The organism is Amycolatopsis sp. NBC_01488 (genome assembly GCF_036227105.1).
GTDB lineage: Bacteria > Actinomycetota > Actinomycetes > Mycobacteriales > Pseudonocardiaceae > Amycolatopsis.
In genome coordinates, this window is the sequence record NZ_CP109434.1 from 3,849,474 (window position 1) to 3,874,917 (window position 25,444).

Consider the following 25,444-nt stretch of genomic DNA (forward strand, 5'->3'; position numbering starts at 1 on the left):
CTAGAGAAGGACGGCGCCTTCCATGACGCCGATGGCGCGCAGGTCCCGGTACCAGCGCTCGACGGGGTGCTCCTTCACGAAGCCGTGCCCGCCCAGCAGCTGCACGCCCGCGCTGCCGATCTGCATGCCCTTGTCCACGGCCAGCTTCCGGGCCAGCGCGACCTCGCGGGCGTAGGACTTGCCCTGCTCCGCGCGTGCTGCCGCGCGCAGCGTGACCAGCCGCAGGCCCTCCAGCTCGATCGCGATGTCCGCGACGGAGAACGCCACCGCCTGCCGGTGACTGATCGGCTCGCCGAACGCGACGCGCTCGTTGACGTAAGGCACGACGTAGTCGAGGACGGCCTTCGCGGTGCCGGCGGCCAGTGCCGCCCAGCCCAGGCGCGAAAGCCGGACGACGTCGGTGAAGACGTCGAGCTTGCCGCCGCCGAGCAGCGCGCCCGCGGGCAGCGACACCTTCTCCAGGTGCAGCTTGCCGGTCGCGGCGCCGCGCAGGCCCATCGCCGGCTCCGCTTCGATGGTCACCCCGGCGTTCGACGACTCGACGAGGAACAGCGCCGGGCCGCGGCCTTCGAGGTCGGCCGACACGATGAACAGCTCGGCCTGCGCCGCGCGCGGGACCAGCGACTTCACGCCGTCGAGCTGGTAGCCCTTGGGCGTGCGACGCGCCTTCGTCTCGGGCTTGAACGGGTCGTACAGTGCCTTCTGCTCTTGCAACGCCAGCGCGGCAGCGGGCACGTTCTCGCCGACGAACGCGGGCAGGTAGTCGGCCTGCTGCTGCTCGTCGCCCCAGCTGACCAGCGCGGTGCTCACCGCGGACGGCGCGAGCACGGCCACGGCCAGGCCGAGGTCCCCGTGCGCGAGCGCTTCCGCGACGAGCGCGTTGGTGACGACCGAGCGTTCGGTGCCGACGCCGCCGAGCTCCTCGGGGATGCCGACCAGGCTGATGCCCAGCTCGGCGGCCCTGGCCAGCAGGCCTTCGGGTGCCTCGAGCTTGGCGTCGGCGTCCGCGGCGGCCGGGCGCAGCTGCTCGGCGGCGAACTCGGTCACCGTCTCGACGATGAGCTGCTGGTCCTCGCTCGGCGTGAGGTCGAACAGCCCGGTGTCGGGGGACGGCGCGAGCCGGGCGGGCTTGCCCAGCTTCTGCACCGACTTGAACGACCGGGTCGCCGCGCCGGCGACGCGGAAGCCGTTGCGCGTTCCCGCGGTGACCAGGCCTTCGATGGGCTTGCGCAGCCCTGCCCGATCGACGACCTTGCTCCCGGCCAGCCGGGTCAGCGCGGAAAGGCCCCAGCCCATCGCGTCCCGTTTTCTTGGCGCAGCCATGTGGCCCTCCATCCGTTACCTACTCGTGAGTAGGTTAACGCGGGAGGCGACGCGGCGCCAGTGTGGGCTCACTTACGAGTGAGTGCGGTGGACCTCCTGGCGCCAGCGGGCGAACGTGACTCGCTCGAAGCCGATCAGGCCGAGCACCAGACCGGCGACGACCAGCAGTAGCGCGGCGGCGGGCACGTGCTCCAGCAACGGCGTCGCCGCGACCACCAGGATCGCGACGACCAGCCGCTGGACGTTCCAGCTGCCGAGGTTGCGCTTGCGCAGGGAGCTCAGCGCGACCAGGTAGAGCGCGAGGCCACCGGTCAGCGTCCAGATCGGCACGCCGTGCAGGGCTTCGCCGGGCGAGTGGTGCTCGGTGTCGGCGATGTACAGGAAGGCTTTCTTCAGGCCGAGCGCGACGAGCACGATCCCGGCGATCAGCGGCAGGTGCAGGAACGTGTAGGAGTCGGTGGCGAGCTTCGTGCGCTCGATGCCGGTGGCCCGGGTCAGCCGGTGCTCGGAGACGCGCGCGACGACGTCGAAGTACGTCCACCACATCCCGGCGGCCAGCGCGAGCCCGCACACGGCGGCGCCCGCGACCAGCCACGACATCGGCAGCGGCCCGATCCCGATGCCGATCGCGACGATCGACTCCCCGAGCGCGATGATCACGATCAGCCCGAACCGCTCGGCGAAGTGCGCGGGCGAGTTCAGCCGCCAGCCCTCGGGCCCGCTGAGGTAGACGTTGAGGTAGTCGGCCAGCAGCGCGACGACCCACAGGCCCAGCTGCCACGGCCCGCTGAGCGCGGTGCTGACGCCCAGCAGCACGACGCTCGGCAGCAACCCGGCGAACATCTTGAGCAGAACGCGCCGCAACCCGGGATCGTGCCGCGCGGCGCCGAGGTAGGCGACGAGGTGCAGCAGCCGCACGAGCGCGTAGCAGACGACGAACAGCACCGGCGCGAACAACCCGCCGGGATGGTCGACGAAGGCCTCGGGAATGGTGAGCGAAACGAGGAACATCACGGCCATGGCCCCGAACATCGCCAGCCGCGCGATCCCGTGGTCGACGTGGATGGTGTTCCCGAGCCAGGCATAGCTGCACCAGCACCACCACAGGACGGCGAGCATGGCCAGCCCCTGCCCGACCCCGACGGGGCTCAGGTGGTCGGCCATCAACTGGGTGGTCTGGGTGATGGCGTAGACGAAGACCAGGTCGAAGAAGAGCTCGATGGTGGAGACGCGGTGGTCCTCATCCGCGCTCACCAGGTGCAGGCGTCTCGTGGGCACGCCGAATTATGGACGAAACAAGGACAACGAGGTCCGGTTTCCCGGTCACGCCCTGCGCGAACATGGCCGAGCGTGCATGGGTCTGGGACACTGGGCAACGGGACGTGGGGAGGTGCCGTGCACTCGGTTTCGGCTGCGCACCACAGGACGATCATGGCCGTCGACATCGCCGGCTACAACAACCCGAGCCGCACGATGGCGCACCTGCGCGAGGTGCACGAGGGACTCTGGTCGGTGCTCAAGGGCAGCTTCGCCGAGACGGGCGTCCCGTGGGACGTCTGCTTCGTGGAGAACACCGGCGACGGCGCGATGATCCTGCTCCCGCCGGAAATCGCGAAGGCGGACCTCGTCGCGCAGCTGCCCGAGCGCCTGCACGCCGAACTTCGCCGCTACAACGCGGTGCATTCCGAGCCGGCGCGGATCCAGCTGCGGGTCGCCTTGAACGCCGGCGAAGTGCAACGGGGCGGTCAGGGTGCGGTCGGCAAGGCCATCAGCGCCACGTTCCGCGTCCTCGACGCGCCCGCGGCGAAGGCCGCGCAGAAGGCCACCGGAGCGGACCTGGCCCTGTTGGCGTCCGACACGTTCTACCACGACGTCGTGGCCGAAGACCCGGCCGCGGCCGCCGGCGACTACGCGCGAATCCCGGTGTCCGTCAAGGAAACCAGCACGGTCGCGTGGTTGCGGTTGCTGGGCGTCCCCAAGGAACGCCCGCAAACGCCCAGTGCATCGGTGCCCGACTTCACCGCGCTCGTCGAAGCGCTCATGGACGTCCAGTGCGTCCGCAACAGCGACAGCCGGCGGCTGCTGCTGGAAATGTTCCCCCGCCGGGAGATCGCGTCGCAGGTCTCGTACTACCCGCAAGACCGGCTGCACGTGATCGCGCTGGCGACAACCTGCCTCCGCTTCGCGGGTGGCCTCCGGTGCCTGCTCGACGTCGTGCTGACGATCGATCCCCATTCCCCGGAGGTCGCGCGGCTGGCCGAGGTGATCGATCGGTGGCCGGAGGACCACTGACCCGCGCTCAGGCGACGCCGAGCACCGTGTGCAGCAACGTCGTCAGCTCGGCTTCGAAGTTCGGCCGCGCTGCCACCCGGCGGGTCCGGGCCAGGTCGTTAGCGATCGTTAACGCCGCGTGCACCGTGATTTTCGCTTCGCGCGGTGGCAGCTCGGGGCGGACCGTCGACAGCAGCGTCACCCACTGGGCCACGTAATCCCGTTGGATCCGCAGCAAATCCGCCTTGTCGCGGTCCGGCATCGTCACGCGGTCCGCCGAGAACGACACCAGCAGCTCCGGCGTGTGCAGGATCGTGTGCACGTACGACGCCGCCAAGCGACGCAGTGCGGACACTTCGTCCGGTGCCTGCAGCGCACGCTCCGCCGCCAATGCCAGCCTGTCCGCGGCGCGGTGTCCGATTGCCACCATCAGCGCTGCCTTGCTCGGGAAGTGGCGGTACACACTCGGGCCCGCGATACCCGCCGCCGCGCCGATGTCCTCCATGCTCACGTCGTGGAAGCCGCGCTGGGCGAACAGCCCTGTTGCCGCCGCCAGGACCTGCTCGCGGCGGGACGGCGTGCCGAGGCTCACCGCCGGCGCCGAAGGCGGTGAAGAGGGCGACGGGAGTGTGGTGTTGAGCACATCGAGGGCCAGTTCGACCAGGAGCGCGGCGAAGCGGCGGCGCGCCACTGCCGTGTGGTGCACCGACACGCTGCCGAACACCGACAGCGCCGCCCAGCAGAGCAGTTCCGCGTCCTCCGCGTGCAGTTCCGCGCGCCGCACGAGCAGCGCCTTCGACCACGCCGTCAACGCCAACATCGAGCGGCGGGCGATCTCGCGCTGGTCCTCCTTCGGGAGATGACGTCCTTCCCAGCGCCACAGCGCGGCGATCTCCCGGCGCTCGACGGCTTGCGTGGCCAGCAGACCCAGGAGGGATTCCAGCTGGTCGGCGGGCAAAACGGAGTCCGACAGCGCCTCCGCCGTCGCCGCTTCCATGTCCTCGAAGCCGCTCAGGACGACGTACGCCAGAATCGCCTGCTTGTCCGCGAAGTGCCGGTACAGCGCCGGCCCGGTGACGCCGGCGGCGTCCGCGATGTCCTTGATACCGACGCCGGGGAAGCCGCGGGCGCGGAACAGCTCCGCTGCCACCGCGGCCAGCTGGGCCTTGCGGTCGCGGGGGCGCGTGCTGCGTTCGACGTCGGTCATGGTGAGTCGACGATAGCGGCTAACGGCACACCCGCAACCCATTGACACCTTGGGGTTATCCGGCGATATGTTAATGGCCATTAGCCCTACTGGCCGGTACCATCGGCTGCGACACGGCTAGGAACGAAGACGTCCCACCCGCTCGCGAGGAGTTGTTCTGTGAGTAGCGAGGCCTACATCTACGAGGCGATCCGCACGCCTCGCGGCAAGAACAAGGGCGGTGCCCTGCACGGCACCAAGCCGGTCGACCTGGTGGTCGGCCTGATCGAAGAGCTCAAGGTCCGCCACCCGAACCTCGACCCCGCGGTGATCGACGACGTCGTACTCGGCGTGGTCTCCCCCGTCGGCGAGCAGGGCGCGGTCATCGCGCGCACCGCCGCGCTGAACGCCGGTCTCCCCGAGACCGTCGCCGGCGTGCAGCTCAACCGCTTCTGCGCCTCCGGCCTGGAAGCCACCAACACCGCCGCGCAGAAGGTCCGCTCCGGCTGGGACAACCTGATCATCGCCGGCGGCGTCGAGTCGATGTCGCGCGTGCCGATGGGCTCCGACGGCGGCGCGCTGTTCATGGACCCGGCCACCGCGTACGACAACTACATCGTCCCGCAGGGCACCGGCGCCGACCTGATCGCGACCATCGAGGGCTTCTCCCGCGAGGACGTCGACCGCTGGGCCGTCCGCTCGCAGGACCGCGCCGAGGCGGCTTGGTCCGGCGGCTACTTCGCCAAGTCCGTCGTCCCGGTCAAGGACATCAACGGCGTGACCGTGCTGGACCACGACGAGCACCGCCGTCCCGGCTCCACCGTCGAGGGCCTCGGCAAGCTCAAGCCCGCCTTCGCCGGCATCGGCGAGCTGGGCGGCTTCGACGCCGTGGCGCTGCAGAAGTACCACTCGGTCGAGAAGATCAACCACGTCCACACCGGCGGCAACTCCTCCGGCATCGTCGACGGCGCCGCGCTGGTGCTGGTCGGCTCCGAGCAGATCGGCAAGACCTTCGGGCTGACGCCGCGCGCCCGGATCGTGGCGACGGCGTCGATCGGCTCCGAGCCGACGATCATGCTCACCGGCCCCACCCCGGCTACCGAGAAAGTGCTGAAGACCGCGGGCCTCAAGCCCGAGGACATCGACCTGTGGGAGCTCAACGAGGCGTTCGCGTCCGTCGTGCTCAAGTGGATCAAGGACCTGCACCTCGACGAGGAGAAGGTCAACGTCAACGGCGGCGCGATCGCCATGGGCCACCCGCTCGGCGCCACCGGCGCGATGCTGGTCGGCACCGTGGTCGACGAGCTCGAACGCCGCCAGGCGCGCCGCGCCCTGGTGACCCTGTGCATCGGCGGCGGCATGGGCGTCGCCACCATCATCGAGCGGGTGTGAGGACTCCAATGGCCGAGAGCAAGACCATCCGCTGGGAGCAGGACGCCGACGGCATCGTCACCCTGACCCTGGACGACCCGAACCAGTCGGCGAACACGATGAACGCCGACTTCCGCGAGTCGCTGGGCGTCACGGTCGACCGCCTGGAGGCCGAGAAGGACTCCATCACCGGCGTCGTCATCACGTCCGCCAAGAAGACGTTCTTCGCCGGTGGCGACCTGAACGACCTCATCCAGGCGAAGCCGGAGAACGCGGTCGAGCTGACCGAGGGCAGCACCCTGATGAAGGGGCAGATGCGCCGCATCGAGCAGCTCGGCAAGCCGGTCGTCGCGGCGATCAACGGCGCCGCGCTCGGCGGTGGCCTGGAGATCGCGCTGGCGACGCACCACCGCATCGCCGCCGACGCCAAGGGCAGCCAGATCGGCCTGCCCGAGGTGACGCTGGGCCTGCTGCCCGGCGGCGGTGGCGTTGTGCGCACTGTCCGATTGCTGGGTATCCAGAGCGCGCTGCTGAACGTCCTGCTGCAGGGGCAGCGCCACCGCCCGCGCAAGGCGCTGGAGCTGGGCCTGGTGCACGAAGTCGTCGACGCCGTCGAGGAGCTCGTCCCCGCCGCGAAGGCGTGGATCAAGGCCAACCCCGAAGGCGGCGTCCAGCCCTGGGACGTCAAGGGCTACAAGATCCCCGGCGGCACGCCGTCGAACCCGAGCTTCGCGGCGAACCTGCCGGCGTTCCCGGCGAACCTGCGCAAGCAGATCAAGGGCGCGAACATGCCGGCGCCGCGGGCGATCCTGGCCGCCGCGATCGAGGGCGCGCAGGTCGACTTCGACACCGCGATCCTGATCGAGACGCGCTACTTCATCCACCTCGCCACCGGCCAGGTCTCGAAGAACATGACGAAGGCGTTCTTCTTCGACCTGCAGACCATCAACTCCGGCGGCTCGCGGCCGGACGGCTTCGAGAAGTACACCGCTCGCAAGGTCGGTGTGCTCGGCGCCGGGATGATGGGCGCCGCCATCGCGTACGTGTCGGCGAAGGCCGGCATCGACGTCGTCCTCAAGGACGTCTCGCAGGAGGCGGCCGAGAAGGGCAAGGGCTACGCGGAGAAGCTCGAGCAGAAGGCCCTTTCGCGCGGCAAGACCACGCAGGAGAAGTCGGACGCGCTGCTGGCGAAGATCACGCCGACCGCCGACCCGGCCGACTTCGCGGGCGTCGACTTCGTCATCGAGGCCGTGTTCGAGAGCGTCGAGCTGAAGCACAAGGTGTTCGGCGAGATCGAGAGCGTCGTCAACGCCGACGCGGTGCTGGGCTCCAACACCTCGACGCTGCCGATCACCACCCTCGCCGAGGGCGTGCAGCGGACCGAGGACTTCATCGGGATCCACTTCTTCTCGCCGGTCGACAAGATGCCGCTGGTCGAGATCATCTGCGGCGAGAAGACGTCCCCGGCGACGCTGGCGAAGGTCTTCGACTACACGCTGCAGATCAAGAAGACCCCGATCGTCGTCAACGACAGCCGCGGCTTCTTCACCTCGCGCGTGATCGGCACGTTCATCAACGAGGCCGTCGCCGCGCTGGGCGAGGGTGTCGAGCCGGCGTCGATCGAGCAGGCGGGTTCGCAGGCCGGCTACCCGGCGCCGCCGCTGCAGCTGATGGACGAGCTGACGCTGACCCTCCCGCGCAAGATCCGCAAGGAAACGCGCGAGGCGATCGAGGCCGCGGGTGGCACGTGGAAGGCGCACGCGTCCGAGGCCGTCATCGATCGGATGGTCGAGGAGTTCGACCGCAAGGGCCGTTCGACCGGCGCGGGCTTCTACGAGTACGACTCCGAAGGCAAGCGAGTCGGCCTGTGGCCGGGCCTGCGCGACGCGTTCAAGTCGGGTTCGACGGAGGTGCCGTTCGAGGACCTCAAGGAGCGCATGCTCTTCGCCGAGGCGCTCGAGACGGTGAAGTGCTTCGACGAGGGCGTCTTGACGTCGGTGGCGGACGCGAACATCGGCTCGATCTTCGGTATCGGGTTCCCGGCGTGGACGGGTGGTGTCATCCAGTACATCAACCAGTACGAGGGTGGCCTGCAGGGCTTCGTGGACCGGTCGCGCGAGCTGGCCGCCCGGTACGGCGACCACTTCGAGCCGCCGGCTTCGCTCGTGGAGAAGGCTGCCAAGGGCGAGATCTACGAATAAGCGGTAGTTTGTGAAGGCCACCCCGCGCGCCGGGGTGGCCTTCACGGCGTTTCAGAGCGAGACGGCGACTTCGGCGTGGCTCACGCGGTCGTCCCAGCGGCTCAGCGCCCGGCGCGCGTCATCCTCGAGTACGGCGTCTTCGTACGCTTCGCCCGCGAAGCCGCGTACAGCGTCGAGGCCGGTGAAGAACACGATCGAGGTGAACTCGACCTCGTCGCCGTCCATCCGGTGCAGCAGCCGCGCGCCTTGAAAGCCGGGTACGTCCTGGAGGTGCTGCGCCACTTCCGTCTCGTAGTGCCGCTGGTAGTCGTCGGCTGTCGCGGCGGGCGCCCAGCCGCGCCACGTTCGTGCGATCATCCTCGGTTCCCCGATCCGTGAAGGGTCCTTGCGGTTTCCGAGCGGAAAGTGTGCCCCAGTTCCGGCCCCAGGCCGAAGTAGTGGCGGAAGTTGTAGATCAACGGGCTCCACGCCGCCGGGTCGACGTGCTGCGTGCCCGGCACCACCGTTCCGGAGCAGCGTGCACGGCCAGGACCTGCGCTTCGACGATGAAAAAACTCCCGGCAATGTCCCGATTGCACCCCTGACGCTCTCGCCTCCAGCTGCAGCGGACACTCGGCTACGCGCGGCGGGCGCACCTGCCGAAGTGTCCGGCGGCTTGTCCATCTCGAGTTCGCCGGAAAGCCACCGAACCCGGTTAATCTCCGCCCATGCGCCGTCCCGTCGCGGTGGCACTGGCCGCCGTCTTGCTCGCCTCCGCGTTGACAACGATGTCAGCCGCCGCCGACCTCAGTCCCGCCGACTTCGTCGATCCGCTGATCGGCTCAGCCGGGGACGGCAACACCTACCCCGGTGCCACCGCGCCCTTCGGAATGCTCGCCTGGAGTCCCACCAGCACCCGCGGCGACCAGACGTCCACCGGCGCGGCCAACGGCTACCAGTACGACACCACCCGCATCCGCGGCTTCAGCCTGACCCACGTCAACGGCGCCGGCTGCAATCCCGGGGCCGCCGGCGACGTGCCGATCCTGCCCTTCGCCGGCGACGTCACCTCGTCGCCCAGCGCCGACACCACCGACGCCGTCTACGCGAGCAACTTCAGCCACGCCGACGAGACAGCAACGCCGGGACGCTACCGTCTCGGCCTGGCCAACGCCGTCACGACCGATGTCGCGAGCACCGAACGCACCGCGATCGGCACGCTGACCTATCCCCAGGGCAAGCCCGCGAGCCTGCTCTTCCGGACTTCGAACTCCCTCAACGGCAGCGAGGACGCCGAGACGCACATCGACGCGAAGAACCGCACGATCACCGGGTCCGTGCTCACCGGCGCGTTCTGCGGCCGCCGCGCGAACGGCGGCGTCAACAACCGCAAGTCCTACTACCGGCTGTACTTCACCGCGCGGTTCGACCAGCCCGTCACTGGCACCGGGACGTGGAAGGACGCCACGCTGCAGCCCGGCGGTACCGACCAGACCGGCGGCGAGGGCTACGCGACCGGCAAGGACCGCGCCGGACGCGGTTCCGGCGGCTACGTCACCTTCGCGCCCGGCAGCGCGGTCACGATGCGGATCGCGATCTCCTACGTCTCCCTCGAAGGCGCCGAAGCGAACCTCCGAGCCGAGCAGCCCGGCAAGTCCACTGTGGACAGCATTGCCGAGAAGACGAAACGCGCGTGGAACACCGAGCTGAACCGGGTGCAGGTCAACGGCGGCACCGCCAACCAGCGCATCGTCTTCACCACCGCGCTCTACCACAGCCTGCAGCAGCCCAACCTCGTCAGCGACGTCGACGGTCAGTACCCGGGAATGGACCGGAAGCCCCACCGCGTCGAACGCGGACAGGACGCGCAGTACTCGAACTTCTCCGGCTGGGACCAGTACCGCGCGCAGATCCAGCTGCTGGCATTGCTGGAACCGCGCGTCGCCGGAAACTTCGCGCAGTCGCTCTACAACTACGCGAAGCAGAACGACGGCGTCTGGGACCGCTGGGTGCACGTCAACGGCGCGACGCACGTCATGACCGGCGACCCCTCGGCGGCGACGGTCGCGACCTTCTACGCGATGGGCGTCCGCAACTTCGACTACCGCGGCGCCTTCGACTCGCTGTACAAGCAGGCGACAGTCCCGCGGCCGGAAGGCCTGCAGGACGGCGGCTGCCCCGGCCAGTGCGTCGGCCAGCGGCCCAACCTCGCGCAGTACCTGACGTCCCACTACGCGCCCAACGACGTCTGCCACTGCTGGGGCGGCGCCGCCGAGACGCTGGAAGACGCTGTCGCCGACTCGGCAATCGGACATTTCGCAGAACAGCTCGGCCGCACTCGCGAAGCTGCAGAGTTGCACGCCCGGGGTGCGTACTGGCGCAATGTCTTCAACCACGAGACCGGCTACACGCAGGCCCGCACCGCCGATGGCAGCTGGGTGACGCCGTTCGACCCGGCGAGCGACCGCGGCTTCGCCCAAGGCAGCGCGGCCGCCTACACCTGGATGGTCCCGCAGGACGTCTCCGGCCTCGCCGACGCGATGGGCGGCAAGGCGACCGCCGTCACCCGGCTCGACGGCTTCTTCCACGACGCCAACGGAAACTGGCAGCTGAAGGGCGGCGGCCCGCTCAAGTACGACCCGACGAACGAGCCCGACATCCACGCGCCGTGGCTGTACGACGAACTCGGCCAGCCCTGGAAGACGCAGGAAACCGTGCGGCAGCTGGTGAACTCCGTCTACACGACGGGACCGTCCGGGCTGCCCGGCAACGACGACTTGGGCACGATGTCCGCCTGGTACGTCTTCGCCGCGCTCGGCCTCTACCCGCGGACGCCGGGCTCGGGCGAGCTGCTGCTGTCGAGCCCGCTGTTCCCGGCGGCGGTGATCCGGCCGGCGGGCGGCGCGCCGATCCGGATCACCGCGTCGGGCAGCGGGAAGTACGTCCAGAGCGTCCGCCAGGACGGCCGCCCGCAACGCGACTGGAAGCTCGACGCGTCCTTCCTGCGCGGCGGCAGCCTCGACTTCCGATTGTCCGAGACGCCGACCAGCTGGGGGAGCTGAGCAGCCGGAGATCCTTGCGTGCGGTGGGCGGGCTTGGCGCCGTCGTTCAGGACGGCGAACAGCGAACCGGCGTGACCGCGGACTCGGGTAGATAACGCCGCATACGTCCGAGTTGAAACGGCGTAACAAACGGTTCCGGGCGAGCGACTACGCGGCATTGGTTCGTGGCGCTAAGGAGTTTTCGTGAACAAGAAACTGGGGTGGATCCTGGCCGCGGGCCTGCTGGTCGCGGGCTGTGGTGCCGGTACTCCGCAGGTCAAGGGCCCGGGCAGCGTCGGTGTTCTCGACACCCCGACGTCGACGTATTCGACGCCGGCGTATTCCGTTCCGGTCACGACGGAAACGCCCGTCACCACGACTTCCGAAGCGCCGGTCGTCACGACGGAGCAGGCTGTCGCCCCGGCGCCGAAGACGACCGCCGCCAAGCCCAAGGCGGCGCCGAAAACCACCGCGCAGGCCGCGCCGAAGCCGGCCGAATGCGGCGCGGACTACTACGTGAACTCCAGCGGCAACTGCGTCCACCGGCCCAGCGACAACCCGTCCGGCGCGACGGCGCTCTGCAAGGACGGCACGTACAGCTACAGCCAGCACCGCTCCGGCACCTGCTCCGGCCACGGAGGCGTGCGCACCTGGTTGTGACGAGGGCACCAATCGAGCGGAAAACGCCCGGGGCGTAGGTACAGTGCATGAAGTTGCATGATGTGTACTAACTACACACCGGGGGTGTGCTGGTGTCCCGTCCCGGACGGTCCGGCCGCGCGATCATCGTGGTACTCGCCTCGTGCGGACTGGTCGCGTCGTTCATGCAGACGCTGGTCGTGCCGCTCATCCCGGTGTTCCCGCGGCTGCTGAGCGCCTCGGCGGCCGACGCGTCCTGGGTGGTCACCGTGACGCTGCTGGCCGCGTCCGTCATCACCCCGGTCAGCGGCCGGCTCGGCGACCTCTACGGCAAGCGGCGGATGATCCTCGTCAGCCTCGCGCTGCTCATCGCCGGCTCGGTCGTGTCCGCGACGACGAGCGCGCTCGCGTTCCAGATCCTCGGGCGCGGGCTGCAGGGCTGCGCGATGGGCGTCATCCCGCTCGGCATCAGCATCATGCGCGACGAGCTCCCGCCCGAACGCGTCGGCGGCGCGATCTCGCTGATGAGCGCGACGCTCGGCGTCGGCGGTGCGATCGGGCTGCCGGTCGCGGCGGTCGTCGCCGAGAACGCGGACTGGCACGTGCTGTTCTGGATGTCCGCCGCGCTCGGGCTGTTCTTCGGGTTGCTGATCGTCAAGTTCGTGCCGGAGTCGCCGGTGCGCACCCCTGCACCGTTCGACTACTTCGGCGCGTTCGGGCTGGCCGCGGGCCTGCTCTGTTTGCTATTGCCGGTCGTGAAGGGCGCCACCTGGGGCTGGACGAGCGTGCCGACCCTGGGGCTCGCCGCGGCGGCCGTCGTCATCCTGCTCGGCTGGGGTGGTTACCAGCTGCGCCGGCGTGCCCCGCTGGTCGACCTGCGGGTGTCCGCCCGCCGTCCGGTGCTGTTCACGAACCTGGCGTCGATCATGGTCGGGTTCTCGATGTACGCGATGGCGTTGTCGTTCCCGCAACTGCTGCAGGCGTCGGCGTCGACCGGATACGGGCTGGGCCAGACGATGGTGCAATCCGGCCTGTCCCTGGCGCCGAACGGCCTGGTGATGATGCTGCTGTCGCCGGTGTCGGCGCGGCTCATCGCCCGGCTGGGCCCGCGTCCGACGCTGATGTCCGGTGCGCTGGTGATCGCCGTCGGCTACCTGTTCGCGATCGCGCTGATGGACAACGCGCTCGAGCTGATCACGGCGTCGGTGATCATCGGCGCGGGTGTCGGAATCGCGTACGCGGCCATGCCGGCGCTGATCATGGGCTCGGTCCCCGTCACCGAAACGGCGTCCGCGAACGGCCTGAACTCCCTGATGCGCTCGGTCGGCACGGCGATTTCGAGCGCAGTGATGGCGGCGATGCTGGCGCAGCTGACGATCACCGTCGGCGGCCTGAGCGTGCCGTCGCTGTTCGGCTTCCGGGCGACGTTCGCCGTGGCCGCGTCCGCCGCGCTGACGGGCGTCCTGCTCGCGGCGCTGGTCCCGAAGACGCGGGTGGCGCCGGAGCTGGTCGCCGCCTAGTTCTTGCGCGCGACCAGGGCCAGGCCGCCGCATTCGGACGGGTTCGCCGGAACGTCGGCGGGGTCCTCCGGCCGCCACTGCGGGATGAAGACGATGCCCGGGTCGAGGAGCTCGAAGCCGTCCACGAGCGTGCGCAGCTCCTCGGCCGTGCGCGGCGTCACCGGGTTCGCGCTCTTCTGGTACATCGCGACCGCGCGGGCGGTGCCGTCGCTCTGCTGCTCGGGCGTCGCCGACGACATCGCCAGGTAGCTGCCGGGCGCGAGCGCGTCGCGGTAGGCGGCGATCAGCCGGGCCGGGTCGCGCTCGTCCGGGATGAAGTGCACGAACAGCGCCATCACGACCATCACCGGCTGGTCGAGGTCCAGCATCATCTCGGTGGTCTCGTGCTCGAGGACGTCGTCCGGGAACTCGGCGTCGGCGTGCACCATGGCCGCGTTCTCGTTGTCCTCCAGCACGATCTCGCTGTGCGCGACGGCGACGGGCTCGTTGTCGACGTAGACGACGCGCGCGGTCGGGTCGATCGCGTGCGCGACCTCGTGAACGTGCCCGACGGTCGGCATGCCGGAGCCGATGTCCAGGAACTGCCGGATGCCGTTGTCCATCCCGAACCGGATGGCCCGGCGCAGCCACTGCCGGTTCAGCTGCGCGCGCTCCCGCGCGTTCGGCTGGGCGGCGAGCACCTGGTCGGCGAACATCCGGTCCACGGCGTAGTTGAGCTGGCCACCGAGGATGTAGTCGTACACGCGCGCGGCGTTCGGCTTGTCGAGGTCGATGCCGCGCCGCGCGTACTCGTCTTCACTCATGGCCGCTCCAAGATCCGGGTGACGGCGAGAATAGCCGGACACGCAGCGCAGCGGATCCGGCGTGGCCGCTCGGCTCAGTTCTTCCGCGCCACCAGGGCGAGCTGGCTCGCCAGCTCCGGGTGCTCACCGACCTCCGCGGGGTCGTCCGGCCGCCACTCGGGCGTGAACACGATTCCCGGCGGCACGATCTCGAAGCCGTCCACCAGTGCCCGCAGCTCGTCCTTCGAGCGGGCCACCACGTCCGTGCCGCTCTTCTGGTACATCTCCGCCGCGCGCCGGACCTCTTCGCCCTGGCCCTCGAACGTGCCCGACGAAAGGGCCAGGTAGCTGCCCGGCGCGAGCGCGTCGCGGTAGGCGGCGATCAGGCCGGCGGGGTTCCGCGCGTCCGGGACGAAGTGGATGAACGCCGCCATGATCACCATCACCGGCTTGTCGAAGTCCAGCAGCCACTCGGTCGTCGGGTGCTCCAGGACGTCCGCCGGAACCTCGGCGTCGGCCTGCACCATCTCCGCGTGGTCGTTGTCCTTCAGCACGATCTCGCTGTGTGCGACGGCGATCGGCTCGTTGTCGACGTACACCACCCGCGACTCCGGGTCGATCGCCTGGACGACCTCGTGCACGTGCCCGACGGTCGGCATGCCCGAGCCGATGTCCAGGAACTGGCGGATCCCCTGCTCGGCACCGAAGCGGACCGCGCGGCGCAGCCACCGCCGGTTCAGCAGCGCCAGGTCCTTGGCCTCCGGGCGGACTTCCAGGATCTTCTCGGCGAACATCCGGTCGATGGCGTAGTTGAGTTTGCCGCCGATCAGGTAGTCGTACACGCGCGCGGCGTTCGGCTTGTCGAAGTCGATCCCGCGTTTCGCGTGTTCGTCGGTCATCGCAGCCGCTCCTCGCCGTGGTGTGACGGCGAGAATAGCTAGTTCTTGCGAGCCACGAGGGCGAGACCGCCAGAGAGCTCCGGCGGGTCTTCGAGCGGTCCGTCCGGACGCCACTCGGGCGTGAACACCACGCCCGGCGGAAAGATCTCAAAGCCCTTCACCAGCGCCCGCAGCTCGTCGGGCGACCGCAGCGTCAGGGGCGTCCCGCTCTTCTCGTACAACGAAACCGAGTGTTGCGACTCCTCGCCCTGGCCCTCCCAGGTGCCCGACGACAGCGCGAGGTAACTGCCGGGCGCGAGGACGTCGCGGTACGCGGCGATCAGGCCGGCTGGATCCCGCGCGTCGGGGATGAAGTGCACGAACGCCGCCATGATCACCATCACGGGCTTGCCGAAGTCGAGCATCGCCTCGGTGGTCGGGTGCTCCAGCACTTCGTCCGGGTACTCGGCGTCAGCCTGGACCATCGCCGCGTTCTCGTTGCCCTCCAGCACGATCTCGCTGTGCGCGACCGCGATCGGCTCGTTGTCGACGTACACCACCCGCGACGCCGGATCGATCGCCTGGACGACCTCGTGGACGTGCCCGACCGTCGGCATCCCGGAGCCGATGTCGAGGAACTGCCGGACGCCCTGCTCGGCCGCGAACCGCGCTGCGCGACGCAGCCACGCCCGATTGACCAGCGCCATGTGCCGCGCGTTCGGCAGCACGCCGAGGATCCGGTCGGCGAACATCCGGTCGACGGCGTAGTTCAGCTCGCCGCCGATCATGTAGTCGTACACGCGCGCCGCGTTCGGTCTCTCGAGGTCGATGCCGCGCTTCGCGTGTTCGTCCTCGCTCATGGCCGCTCCCGGGTCGAAGGTGTGCCGGGAGAATAGTCCGGTTCTACAGCAGCGGCGGCACCACGGCGTCGATGAGGTGTGGACCCGGTTCGGCGAAGGCCCGCTGCAGCTGTTCGGCCAGCTCCTCGGCGGTCGTCGCGCGCGTCGCGGGGACGCCCATGCCCTCCGCGATCTTCACGAAGTCCATATCCGGACGCGAAAGATCGAGCAGGTCGTTCGCCTTCGGCCCGCCCTGCGCGCCGACGCGCTGCAGCTCCAGCCGCAGGATCGCGTACGCGCGGTTGTTGAGGATGACGGTCGTGACGTTCAGGTTCTCGCGCGCCTGCGTCCACAGCGCGGAGATCGTGTACAGCGCGCTACCGTCCGATTGCAGGTTCAGGACGGGACGGTCCCGTCCCGCCACTGCCGCGCCGGTCGCGACCGGCATGCCGTAGCCGATCGCACCGCCGGTGAGTGTCAGCACGTCGTGCCGCGGCGCGCCGGCCGTAGCCGTCGGCAGCAGCAGGCCGGACGTGTTCGCCTCGTCGGCGATGATCGCGTTCTCCGGGAGCAGCGCACCGATGACGTCGACCCAGTTCTGCGGGGTCAGCGGACCGCTCGGCAGCGCGGGCCGGGACGCCTGCTGCAGCACCGGCTCGGTGTCCGCGGCGACCAGGTCCGCGACCTCGTTCAGCGCGCGCGTGACGTCCTGGCCGACCGACGCAAGCGTGTGCACCTGGGCGCCTTCCGGCACCAGGTCGCTCGGCTTGCCCGGGTAGGCGAAGAACGACACCGGCGCCTTCGTGCCCGCGACGATTAGGTGCTTGACCCCGTCGAGCTGATAGGTCACTTGCTCGGCGAGGTACCCGAGCCGCTCGATCGTCGGCAGGCCGACGCCGCGCTCGAGACGGGACGGGAACGTCTCGACGAAAACCTTCGCGCCAGTCGCGGCGCCGATCCGGCTCGCCGCGCGTAGACCTTCCTCGCGGCACGCGGCGCCACCGATGAGCAGCGCCACCGACTCGCCGGTGCCGAACACCGCGGCGACGTCCTTGACGGTGGTCGCGTCGACGGCCTGCGGAACGCGCGGCGGGACCGGCGCGCACGTCTCGCCGCCTTCTCCCCACGAAGCGTCGGCGGGGAGGATCAGCGTCGCGACGCGGCCGGGCGCGTCCTGCGCGGCGGCGACCGCGGCGGCGGCGTCCGCTCCGACGTCCTTGGTGTGCTCGCTGCGGCGCACCCAGCCTTCCAGCGAGCCCGCGACGGCCTCGATGTCCGACTCCAGCGGCGCGTCGTACTGCTTGTGGTAGGTCGCGTGGTCGCCGACGACGTTGACGATCGGCGTGTTCGCGCGGCGCGCATTGTGCAGGTTCGCCAGGCCGTTGCCCAGGCCGGGGCCGAGGTGCAGCAGCGTCGCGGCGGGCTTGCCGGCGATGCGCGCGTACCCGTCGGCGGCGCCGGTGACGACGCCTTCGAACAGCGCGAGCACGCCCCGCATCTCGGGCACGGTGTCGAGCGCGGCGACGAAGTGCATCTCCGACGTGCCGGGGTTCGCGAAGCACACCTCGACGCCGGCGTCGACCAGCGTGCGGATCAGGGACTGGGCGCCGTTCATGTCGCTCATGCGGTTCCTTCGGGGAAGAGAACGCCGGGGTTGAGGATCCCGGCGGGGTCGAAGCTCTGCTTGATCCGGCGCATCAGCTCGATCTTCGCCGGGTCTTCGAGTTCCTGGTGGTAGTGCGCCTTGGTGCGGCCGAGGCCGTGCTCGCCGGAGATCGCGCCGCCGAGTTCCATGGCGAAGGCGAAGATGTCGGTGAGCAGCTGCTTCCGCTTGTCCGCGTCCTTGCAGAAGATCCCGAGGTGGACGTTGCCGTCGCCGGCGTGGCCGCACCCGAGCGCGCCACCTCCCGCGGCCATCGCCAGCTCGCGCGCCTTCGTGATGAACTGCGGCATCGCGGTCCGCGGCACGACGACGTCGATGATGTCGTCGGCGCCGGCCGCCTTCGCGGTCCAGAAGGCCTTCTCGCGGGCTTCGATGAGCTTGCGCGCGGCGCTGCCGTCGAGGACGTAGACGTCGGTCGCGCCGAGTTCGCCGAGCAGCTCCCCGACGGTCTCGACGTCCTCGCCCAAGCGTCCGCTCTCGCGGTTCTCCAGCGCCACCACGAGGTACGCCTCGCTGGTCTCGCGGATCTTGTCCGGGACGCCGAGCTCGAGCTTCTCGTTGTAGACGATGGCGGCCATCGTCAGGTTGTCGATGTACTCGAGGATGTGCGGCGCGAGCCCGCTGGAGAGGATCGCCGGCACGGCGGCCATGACCTGGCCGAAGTCGCCGAACGGGGCGAGCACGGTGGCGCCGTGTGCGAGCCGCGGGTGCAGCTTGACGGTGATCTCGGTGGCCAGCGCGAGAGTGCCTTCGGAGCCGATGATCAGCTGCGTGAGGTCGTAGCCGGTGGAGATCTTCGACGTCTTGCCGCCGGTCCGCAGGATTTCGCCGGTCGGCAGGACGGCCTGCAGGCCGAGCACGTTGTTGCGGGTGACGCCGTACTTGACGGCGCGCATGCCCCCGGCGTTGGTCCCGACGTTCCCGCCGACGCTCGCGCTCAGCTCACCGGGGTAGACGGTGTAGCTGAGCCCGGCTTCGGCGGTCTTGGCGTCGAGCTCGGCGAGCGTGACGCCGGGCTGCACGACGGCGACGTGGTTCCCGGTGTCGACCTCCAGGACGGCGTTCATCCGCTCGAAGCAGATCAGCAGGCCGTCTTCCCGCGGCCGGGCAGCTCCGGAGAGCCCGCTTCCGGAGCCGCGCGCGGTCACGGGCACGTTGTGCTCCGAAGCGGCCTTAAGCAGCTCCGCGACTTCTTCGGCCGTTGCCGGCTTCGCGACGTACGCAGGCTTCTGTGGCTCCGCAGTCAACGCTTCGTCGTGTGCGTAGTCCTCGGAAATCGCCTCGCCGGTCAGCAGGTTCTTGTCCCCGACGATCTCGGCCAGCCGTGCCGCCACGTCGCCCATCGACAGCCCTCTCCTCCGCGCCGTTGCTGTGGTTACCGCAGCGTAGTACGTACCGCCGGTACGCCGCCATGAAGGTTTTTCACATTCTGCTCGGGCGGGAGAGTCCTCTCGACACTCTCGCAGATGTCCGATTGCGCGGTTCGATCACGCTCGATCGGTCCGAGCTGCGAATGTAGGGCGGTCGCTGGAGCGCCCGCCTCAGGACGTCAGCCGATCGGCCACGGCGGCCGGCAGTTCTGCCGCGGCAGCTCGAACGACGAGTCCGTGTACACGACGTCGGCCAGGGTGTCGGCCATGATCAGGCGTTCGACGTAGCACCAGTGCTGGGCGAAGTAGCCGCCCGGCGCCTCGAGCGTGTCGAAGCGATAGACACCGTCGGTCTGGATGTAGTACTGCGCGCCCTCCGCGTGCGCGGCCGGGGTGGTGACGAACCCGGTGACGAGCGCCGTCACCGCCGCGCCGATCAGCGAAAGCCCGTTTCAGATTTCACTTCGCAGTCCCCTCTGTCAGTAATCCCTGCGTGGCGGCGTTGGAGGGACCGATGAAATCCGGATGAAGTCCCGTGATCAGCCGATTACAGGTGAGGATTTAGTCCAGGCTAAATCCCTGGCGGGTGACTCCGCGCCGGGTGAAGCTTCCCGGCATGACATCGACGTACACCTTCGAAGACGGCGTTTCCGTGCGGCGGCTGGGGTTCGGCGCCATGCGGCTCACCGAGTGGGACCATGTCCGCGACGGCGCCGCCGCGGTCGCGCGCCGGGCGGCCGAGCTGGGCGTGACGTTCTTCGACACCGCCGACGCCTATGACCTGGGGTTGAACGAGGAACTGCTCGCCGACGCGCTGCACCCGTACTCGGGATTGTTCATCGCGACGAAGTGCGGGCACGCGCGCCCGAGCCGGGGCGAATGGGTGCCGCTCGGCCGTCCCGAGTACCTGCGGCAGCAGGCCGAACTCTCGCTGCGGCGCCTCCGCGTCGACCGTCTCGACCTGCTGCAACTGCACCGGCTCGACCCGCAGGTCCCGCTCGCCGAGCAGGTCGGCGCCCTCGCCCGGCTGCGGGACGAGGGCAAGGTCGCGCGAATCGGATTGTCCGAGGTCAGCGTCGCGCAGCTGACCGAAGCGCGGGCCGTCGCGTCGATCGCGAGCGTCCAGAACCGCTACAACCTGACCGACCGCGCGTCCGAGGATGTCCTCGGCTACTGCGAGCGCGAAGGGATCGCTTTCGTCCCCTGGCTGCCGATCGCGCGCGGTGACCACGCGAAGGCGGGCGGGGTACTGGGAAAGGTCGCAGTCAGCCTCGGCGCGACACCCGCCCAGGTGTCCCTCGCCTGGTTGCTGCGCCGGTCACCGGTGGTGATTCCCATTCCCGGAACTTCGTCACTGGCGCACCTCGAAGAAAACTGCGGCGCAGCCGGGATCACGCTTTCCGACGACGATTTCGCGCGGCTCGGAGAACTGGCGTGAAACGGCCCGGCCGCGGATTTACCGCGGCCGGGCTTCGGCGTTCCGCCTGGGTCAGACGAGCCAGCCGAGGACGTGCGCCAGGTGCGCCAGCGCGCCGGTGAGGATGTCGTGGCAGTAGTGGGCGTGCTGGGCGAACATCTGCATGAAACGGCTCCTTGATGAATGAATCGATGATTTCCCTGGAGTGCTCCCCGTGGGGAGCGAAAGCAGGTTTTCACCGTGCAGGCGGGCTGTCAAAGAGTCGTTTACGGATGACTTGGTCGCCGCGGAATCTTCCCATGCTAAACACGTAATCCCTTCGTGTTCGACACCGGGGTCCCCGGTTCGACGGTCAGCCACTGTGGGTAATAACGAGCGCAAAAATCACCCTCGGTGAGGACGGTCTTGATCCGACATCCCGGGCACTCGCGTAGCTCGATGTGGTGATCACCGGCCACGAAAGGTGAAATCGCGATGATCACTCTTTCGAGTGGCTCGAGGTGCATGAAACGGGACGCCGGGTGCGGTGCTCGCACCCGGCGTCCCCTTGCCGGACAACGGATTCAGGCTCGTGCGAACGAGAGCGTCTCGCCCTCGACGCCACGCAGCCAGAGGTCCTGCGCGGCCGCGGCCATCTCGGCGAGGCCCTCCTCGATCGTGGCGAACACGTTGCCGGGGACCCAGCCCGCGTCCCCGTTGATCAGCAGGTTGTTGCGCCCGTAGAAGATCGCGAGGTCGGTCGCGCCCTGGTCGCCGTGCGCCTCGCTGTCTTCTTCGTAGCCGTACGCGGGGTTGCCGATCTCCCAGGCTTCGAACCCGAAGTACACGACGTCGCCGGGGATCGGCGTGATCGTCGGGTTCTCCCGCCCGGGCTTCGGCTCCGCGAAGGGCGGCACGAGCGTGTAGACCTCGTTGCGCGCGTACTTCGCGTGGTAAGCGGAACCGCTCTGCGGCAACGCGTCCCACACCGCCTTGCAGGTACGGGGCGCCTCGTCGTCGAGCAGCCGGGCCCGGCAGGAGACCCCGCGCTTGTCGAGGGTGATCGTGATGTACCGCGCCATGCTCAGCTCCCTGTCACGGACGCGACGACGTCGCCCCAGATGCGCAGCGCGTCGTCGACCTGCTCGGCGGTGACGACCAGCGGCGGCACCATGCGCACGACGTTCATGTACGGCCCGCACGTCAGCAGCAACAGGCCGTTCTTCGACGCCGTCTGCTGCGCGGCCGCCGCGGTCGCGGCGTCGGGCTCGCCGTCGGCGGTGGTGAACTCCGAGCCGACCAGCAGCCCGAGTCCGCGCACCTCGCCTATCGCCGCCGTCTTGTCCGCGATCACCCGGGCGCCTTCGAGCAGCTGGCGGCCGCGCTCGGCGGCGTTCTCGACCAGGTTCTCCTGCTGGATGACTTCCAGGGTCGCGATCGCCGCCGCGCACGAGACGGCGTTGCCGCCGTACGTGCCGCCCTGCGAACCCGGAAGCGCCTTCGCCATCAGCTCCTGCGAAGCGGCGATGCCGGAGAGTGGAAAGCCGCTGGCGAGGCCCTTCGCGATGAGCACGATGTCGGGGCGGACGTCGAAGTGGTCGTGTCCCCAGAACTTGCCGGTCCGGCCGAAGCCGGTCTGGATCTCGTCGATGACGAGCAGGATGCCGTGCTGGTCGGCCCGTTCGCGCAGGCCGGCCATGAACTCGGTGTTCGCCGGGACGTACCCGCCCTCGCCAAGCACTGGCTCGACGAAGATCGCGGCGGTCTCGTTCGGCGCGCTGACCGTCTGGAACAGGTAGTCCAGCTCGCGCAGCGCGAACTTCGTCGCGGTCTGCTCGTCCCAGCCGTAGTGGTAGGCGTAGGGGAACGGCGCGACGTGCACGCCGGCCATCAGCGGGCCGATGCCCGCGCTGAACCGCGTCCCGGACGTCGTCATCGACGCCGCCGCGACGGTCCGGCCGTGGAAGCCGCCCTGCATGACGATGACGTTCGGCCGCTTCGTCGCCTGCCGCGAAAGCCGCAACGCCGCTTCGACGGCTTCGCTCCCCGAGTTCGCGTAGAAGAGCGAGTCGAGCCCGCTCGGCAGAACGTCGCCGAGCCGCTTCGTCAGCTCCAGCAGCGGCTTGTGCATCACCGTCGTGTACTGCCCGTGGACGAGCTTGCCGATCTGCTCCTGCGCCGCGCGCACGACGTGCGGATGGCAGTGCCCGGTGCTCGTGACGCCGATGCCGGCGGTGAAGTCGAGGTGGCGTTTGCCGTCGACGTCGTAGAGGTAAACCCCTTCACCGTGGTCGACCACGACGGGCGTTGCCTGCTTGAGCAGCGGAGATAGCTGGGCCATGGCAGCGTGCTCCTAGGTCGGTTGAGCGGGTTGTCGATTGTTGACAATATCCATAGCATGGCTCTCGGGACAACACGTGAGGAGCAGTCGGGATGAGCGCGAGCACCGAGTCCGGCGTCGTCGACGCGGTCGGCAAGGAACTGTTCATCGGCGGCAAGTGGGTCGCCGCGGAGTCCGGGAAGACGTTCCCGGTGGTCGACCCGGCCACCGGCAAGGAGCTGTGCCAGGTCGCGGACGCCTCGCCGGCGGACGGCGTGACCGCACTGGACGCTGCCGCCGCCGCGCAATCGGACTTCGCGAAGATGGCGCCCCGGGAGCGGGGCGAGATCTTGCGCCGGGCCTACGAGCTGCTGATGAAGCGCCAGGAAGAGCTGGCCCTGCTCATGACCCTGGAGATGGGCAAGCCGCTCGCCGAGTCCAAGGGTGAGATCGCCTACGCCGCCGAGTTCTTCCGCTGGTTCGCCGAGGAGGCCGTCCGGATCGACGGCGGCTACGCGACCGCGCCGAACGGCTCGGGCCGGTTCCTCATCACCAAGCAGCCCGTCGGGCCGACGTTGCTGATCACGCCGTGGAACTTCCCGATGGCGATGGGCACCCGCAAGATCGGCCCGGCGATCGCGGCCGGCTGCACGATGGTGATCAAGCCCGCCGCGCAGACGCCGCTGTCGATGCTCGCCCTGGCCGGCATCCTCGCCGAGGCGGGACTGCCGGAAGGTGTGCTCAACGTCCTCACGACCAGCGACTCCGGCGGCGTGATGGAGCCCCTGATCCGCGACGGCCGTGCCCGCAAGCTCTCCTTCACCGGCTCCACCGGCGTCGGCCGCAAGCTGCTGGAGCAGTGCGCCGACAAGATCCTCCGGACGTCGATGGAGCTCGGCGGCAACGCGCCGTTCCTGGTCTTCGACGACGCCGACATGGACGCCGCCATCGAGGGTGCGATGCAGGCGAAGATGCGCAACATCGGCGAGGCGTGCACCGCCGCGAACCGCTTCTACGTGCAGCGCGGCGTCGTCGAGGAGTTCTCGCGGCGGCTGACCGAGCGCATGCAGGCGCTGCCGATGGGCCGTGGCACGGAGAAGGACGTCGTGGTCGGCCCGCTGATCGACGACAAGGCCGTCGACAAGGTGACGGAGCTGGTCAAGGACGCCACCGACCGCGGCGCGAAGGTGCTCACCGGTGGCGCCGGCGTCGACGGGCCGGGGCACTTCTACCAGGCCACCGTGCTCACCGACGTCCCGCAGGAAGCGCGGCTCACGCACGAGGAGATCTTCGGGCCGGTCGCCCCCATCACGCCGTTCGACACCGAGGAAGAAGCGGTGGCGAAGGCGAACGACACCGAGTTCGGCCTGGTTTCCTACCTCTTCACCAGCGACCTCAAGCGCGCGCTGCGCGTCTCCGAGGCCCTCGAGGCCGGCATGATCGGCCTCAACCAGGGCATCGTGTCGAACCCGGCGGCGCCGTTCGGCGGGATCAAGCAGTCCGGCCTCGGCCGCGAGGGCGGCTCGGTCGGCATCGACGAGTTCCTCGAGACCAAGTACATCGCGGTGGCCCTGTGAGTTCCTACCGCATCGCGAGCATTCCCGGCGACGGGATCGGCGTGGACGTCACGGTCGAGGCCCGCAAGGTCCTCGACCGGGCTTCCGCGCTCTTCGGCTTTTCGCTGGAGTGGACGGAGTTCGACTGGAGCTGCGAGCGGTACGCGCAGGCCGGCTCGATGATGCCGGACGACGGAGTCGAGCAACTGTCGGCGTTCGACGGGATCCTGCTCGGCGCGGTCGGCTTCCCCGGCGTCCCGGACCACGTTTCGCTGTGGGGACTGCTGATCCCGCTGCGGCGCGCGTTCCAGCAGTACGTCAACCTGCGCCCGGTGCGACTGCTGCCCGGCACGACGTCCGTGCTGGCCGGGCGGAAGGCCGAGGAGCTGGAGCTGGTCATCGTCCGGGAGAACTCCGAAGGGGAGTACTCGGCGATCGGCGGGCGGCACAACGCCGGCCGGCCGGACGAGTTCGTGCTGCAGGAGTCGGTGTTCACGCGCGTCGGCGTCTCGCGGATCATCCGGTACGCGTTCGAACTGGCGCGGATGCGGTCTTCGCGCGTGTGCTCGGCGACGAAGTCCAACGGGCTCATCCACTCGATGCCGTTCTGGGACGAGATCTTCGCCGAGGTCGCGGCCGAGTACTCGGATGTCCACAGTGAACAGATGCATGTGGATGCGCTGGCGGCGAGGGTGGTTCAAGCGCCGGATCGGCTCGACGTCATCGTGGCGTCGAACCTCTTCGGCGATATCCTGAGCGATCTCGCGGCCGCGATCACCGGCGGGCTCGGCATGGCGCCGTCCGGCAACATCAACCCATCGGGTGAATATCCGTCGATGTTCGAAGCGGTCCACGGGAGCGCTCCGGACATCGCGGGGCAGGGGATCGCCAACCCCGTGGCGCAGATCCTGGCGGCCGCGATGCTGGTCGAACACCTGGGCGAAACCGTTGCTGCGCAAGCGATCCGGGCCGCGGTGGACCGGGTGCTCGACGAGGGCCGGGTGCGCACCCCGGACCTCGGTGGCACGGATACCACAGAACGGCTCGGCACGGCGGTGGCCGAAGCGCTGGGCTGAGTTTTTGTCGGTGCCCTCCGGCACGGTGGTCGC

Annotated in this window: 21 protein-coding genes; 9 read left to right on the forward strand and 12 right to left on the reverse strand. The window is 69.4% G+C overall.

Features of this window, described 5'->3' with window-relative positions; genetic code table 11:
* Together OG738_RS18650 and OG738_RS18655 are read right to left on the reverse strand one after the other, a co-directional pair.
* On the reverse strand, positions 1 to 1,296 hold the full coding sequence (locus OG738_RS18650; protein ID WP_329056752.1) for an acyl-CoA dehydrogenase family protein: 1,296 nt from the start codon (positions 1,294 to 1,296) through the stop codon (positions 1 to 3).
* A 99-nt stretch (positions 1,297 to 1,395) separates the two neighbouring features.
* Positions 1,396 to 2,601 carry a low temperature requirement protein A gene (locus OG738_RS18655; protein WP_329055555.1) on the reverse strand — a complete coding sequence of 402 codons (1,206 nt, stop codon included), beginning with the start codon at positions 2,599 to 2,601 and terminating at the stop codon, positions 1,396 to 1,398.
* A gap of 153 nt (positions 2,602 to 2,754) precedes the next feature.
* Between OG738_RS18655 and OG738_RS18660 the strand changes: the two genes are divergently transcribed.
* Positions 2,755 to 3,615, forward strand: coding sequence for an effector-associated domain 2-containing protein (locus OG738_RS18660; RefSeq protein ID WP_329055557.1), 861 nt, complete (start codon positions 2,755 to 2,757; stop codon positions 3,613 to 3,615).
* 7 nt (positions 3,616 to 3,622) lie between these two features.
* Here OG738_RS18660 and OG738_RS18665 read toward each other — a convergent pair whose 3' ends face one another.
* Positions 3,623 to 4,801: a TetR/AcrR family transcriptional regulator gene (locus tag OG738_RS18665; RefSeq protein ID WP_329055559.1), complete on the reverse strand. Its 1,179-nt coding sequence runs from the start codon at positions 4,799 to 4,801 to the stop codon at positions 3,623 to 3,625.
* Between the two features lie 159 nt (positions 4,802 to 4,960).
* On the opposite strand from OG738_RS18665, the gene OG738_RS18670 reads away from it, so the two are divergent.
* Positions 4,961 to 6,172, forward strand: a complete 1,212-nt coding sequence (locus tag OG738_RS18670) for an acetyl-CoA C-acetyltransferase (RefSeq protein WP_329055562.1) — start codon at positions 4,961 to 4,963, stop codon at positions 6,170 to 6,172.
* Positions 6,173 to 6,180: 8 nt separating this feature from the next.
* A complete protein-coding gene (locus OG738_RS18675; RefSeq protein ID WP_329055563.1) occupies positions 6,181 to 8,352 on the forward strand; it encodes a 3-hydroxyacyl-CoA dehydrogenase NAD-binding domain-containing protein in 2,172 nt (723 codons plus the stop codon).
* 51 nt (positions 8,353 to 8,403) lie between these two features.
* Here OG738_RS18675 and OG738_RS18680 read toward each other — a convergent pair whose 3' ends face one another.
* On the reverse strand, positions 8,404 to 8,709 hold the full coding sequence (locus OG738_RS18680) for an antibiotic biosynthesis monooxygenase family protein (RefSeq protein ID WP_329055565.1): 306 nt from the start codon (positions 8,707 to 8,709) through the stop codon (positions 8,404 to 8,406).
* 350 nt (positions 8,710 to 9,059) lie between these two features.
* On the opposite strand from OG738_RS18680, the gene OG738_RS18685 reads away from it, so the two are divergent.
* The 3 genes from OG738_RS18685 (at position 9,060) to OG738_RS18695 (ending at position 13,531) form a co-directional block, all read left to right on the forward strand.
* Positions 9,060 to 11,393, forward strand: coding sequence for a GH92 family glycosyl hydrolase (locus tag OG738_RS18685; RefSeq protein ID WP_329055567.1), 2,334 nt, complete (start codon positions 9,060 to 9,062; stop codon positions 11,391 to 11,393).
* 183 nt (positions 11,394 to 11,576) lie between these two features.
* Positions 11,577 to 12,032, forward strand: a complete 456-nt coding sequence (locus tag OG738_RS18690; RefSeq protein WP_329055568.1) for a DUF3761 domain-containing protein — start codon at positions 11,577 to 11,579, stop codon at positions 12,030 to 12,032.
* A gap of 86 nt (positions 12,033 to 12,118) precedes the next feature.
* Positions 12,119 to 13,531 (forward strand): MFS transporter, encoded by a 1,413-nt coding sequence (locus OG738_RS18695; protein ID WP_329055570.1) that lies wholly within the window; start codon positions 12,119 to 12,121, stop codon positions 13,529 to 13,531.
* Here the strand turns inward: OG738_RS18695 and OG738_RS18700 are convergent.
* The 6 genes from OG738_RS18700 to OG738_RS18725 form a co-directional block, all read right to left on the reverse strand.
* Positions 13,528 to 14,334 (reverse strand): SAM-dependent methyltransferase, encoded by an 807-nt coding sequence (locus OG738_RS18700; protein WP_329055571.1) that lies wholly within the window; start codon positions 14,332 to 14,334, stop codon positions 13,528 to 13,530. The genes OG738_RS18695 and OG738_RS18700 overlap by 4 nt on opposite strands.
* A gap of 74 nt (positions 14,335 to 14,408) precedes the next feature.
* On the reverse strand, positions 14,409 to 15,212 hold the full coding sequence (locus OG738_RS18705) for an SAM-dependent methyltransferase (RefSeq protein ID WP_329055572.1): 804 nt from the start codon (positions 15,210 to 15,212) through the stop codon (positions 14,409 to 14,411).
* Positions 15,213 to 15,250: 38 nt separating this feature from the next.
* Positions 15,251 to 16,051, reverse strand: a complete 801-nt coding sequence (locus OG738_RS18710) for an SAM-dependent methyltransferase (RefSeq protein ID WP_329055575.1) — start codon at positions 16,049 to 16,051, stop codon at positions 15,251 to 15,253.
* A gap of 43 nt (positions 16,052 to 16,094) precedes the next feature.
* Positions 16,095 to 17,645, reverse strand: coding sequence for an acetolactate synthase large subunit (locus OG738_RS18715; RefSeq protein WP_329056753.1), 1,551 nt, complete (start codon positions 17,643 to 17,645; stop codon positions 16,095 to 16,097).
* A 5-nt stretch (positions 17,646 to 17,650) separates the two neighbouring features.
* Positions 17,651 to 19,036, reverse strand: coding sequence for an FAD-binding oxidoreductase (locus tag OG738_RS18720; protein WP_329055576.1), 1,386 nt, complete (start codon positions 19,034 to 19,036; stop codon positions 17,651 to 17,653).
* Positions 19,037 to 19,242: 206 nt separating this feature from the next.
* On the reverse strand, positions 19,243 to 19,488 hold the full coding sequence (locus tag OG738_RS18725) for a hypothetical protein (RefSeq protein WP_329055578.1): 246 nt from the start codon (positions 19,486 to 19,488) through the stop codon (positions 19,243 to 19,245).
* Positions 19,489 to 19,679: 191 nt separating this feature from the next.
* On the opposite strand from OG738_RS18725, the gene OG738_RS18730 reads away from it, so the two are divergent.
* The gene (locus tag OG738_RS18730) at positions 19,680 to 20,501 is read left to right on the forward strand and encodes an aldo/keto reductase (protein WP_329055579.1); all 822 of its coding nucleotides are present in this window, start codon (positions 19,680 to 19,682) and stop codon (positions 20,499 to 20,501) included.
* 542 nt (positions 20,502 to 21,043) lie between these two features.
* Here the strand turns inward: OG738_RS18730 and OG738_RS18735 are convergent.
* A complete protein-coding gene (locus tag OG738_RS18735; RefSeq protein WP_155541201.1) occupies positions 21,044 to 21,541 on the reverse strand; it encodes a DUF3830 family protein in 498 nt (165 codons plus the stop codon).
* 2 nt (positions 21,542 to 21,543) lie between these two features.
* Positions 21,544 to 22,800, reverse strand: a complete 1,257-nt coding sequence (locus OG738_RS18740; RefSeq protein ID WP_329055580.1) for an aspartate aminotransferase family protein — start codon at positions 22,798 to 22,800, stop codon at positions 21,544 to 21,546.
* 92 nt (positions 22,801 to 22,892) lie between these two features.
* Between OG738_RS18740 and OG738_RS18745 the strand changes: the two genes are divergently transcribed.
* Together OG738_RS18745 and OG738_RS18750 are read left to right on the forward strand one after the other, a co-directional pair.
* Positions 22,893 to 24,356 carry an NAD-dependent succinate-semialdehyde dehydrogenase gene (locus OG738_RS18745; RefSeq protein WP_329055581.1) on the forward strand — a complete coding sequence of 488 codons (1,464 nt, stop codon included), beginning with the start codon at positions 22,893 to 22,895 and terminating at the stop codon, positions 24,354 to 24,356.
* Entirely contained in the window at positions 24,353 to 25,411 is a 1,059-nt protein-coding gene (locus OG738_RS18750; RefSeq protein WP_329055582.1) for a tartrate dehydrogenase, read from the forward strand. Before OG738_RS18745 ends, OG738_RS18750 begins: the two co-directional genes overlap by 4 nt.
* Positions 25,412 to 25,444 lie beyond the last annotated feature (33 nt).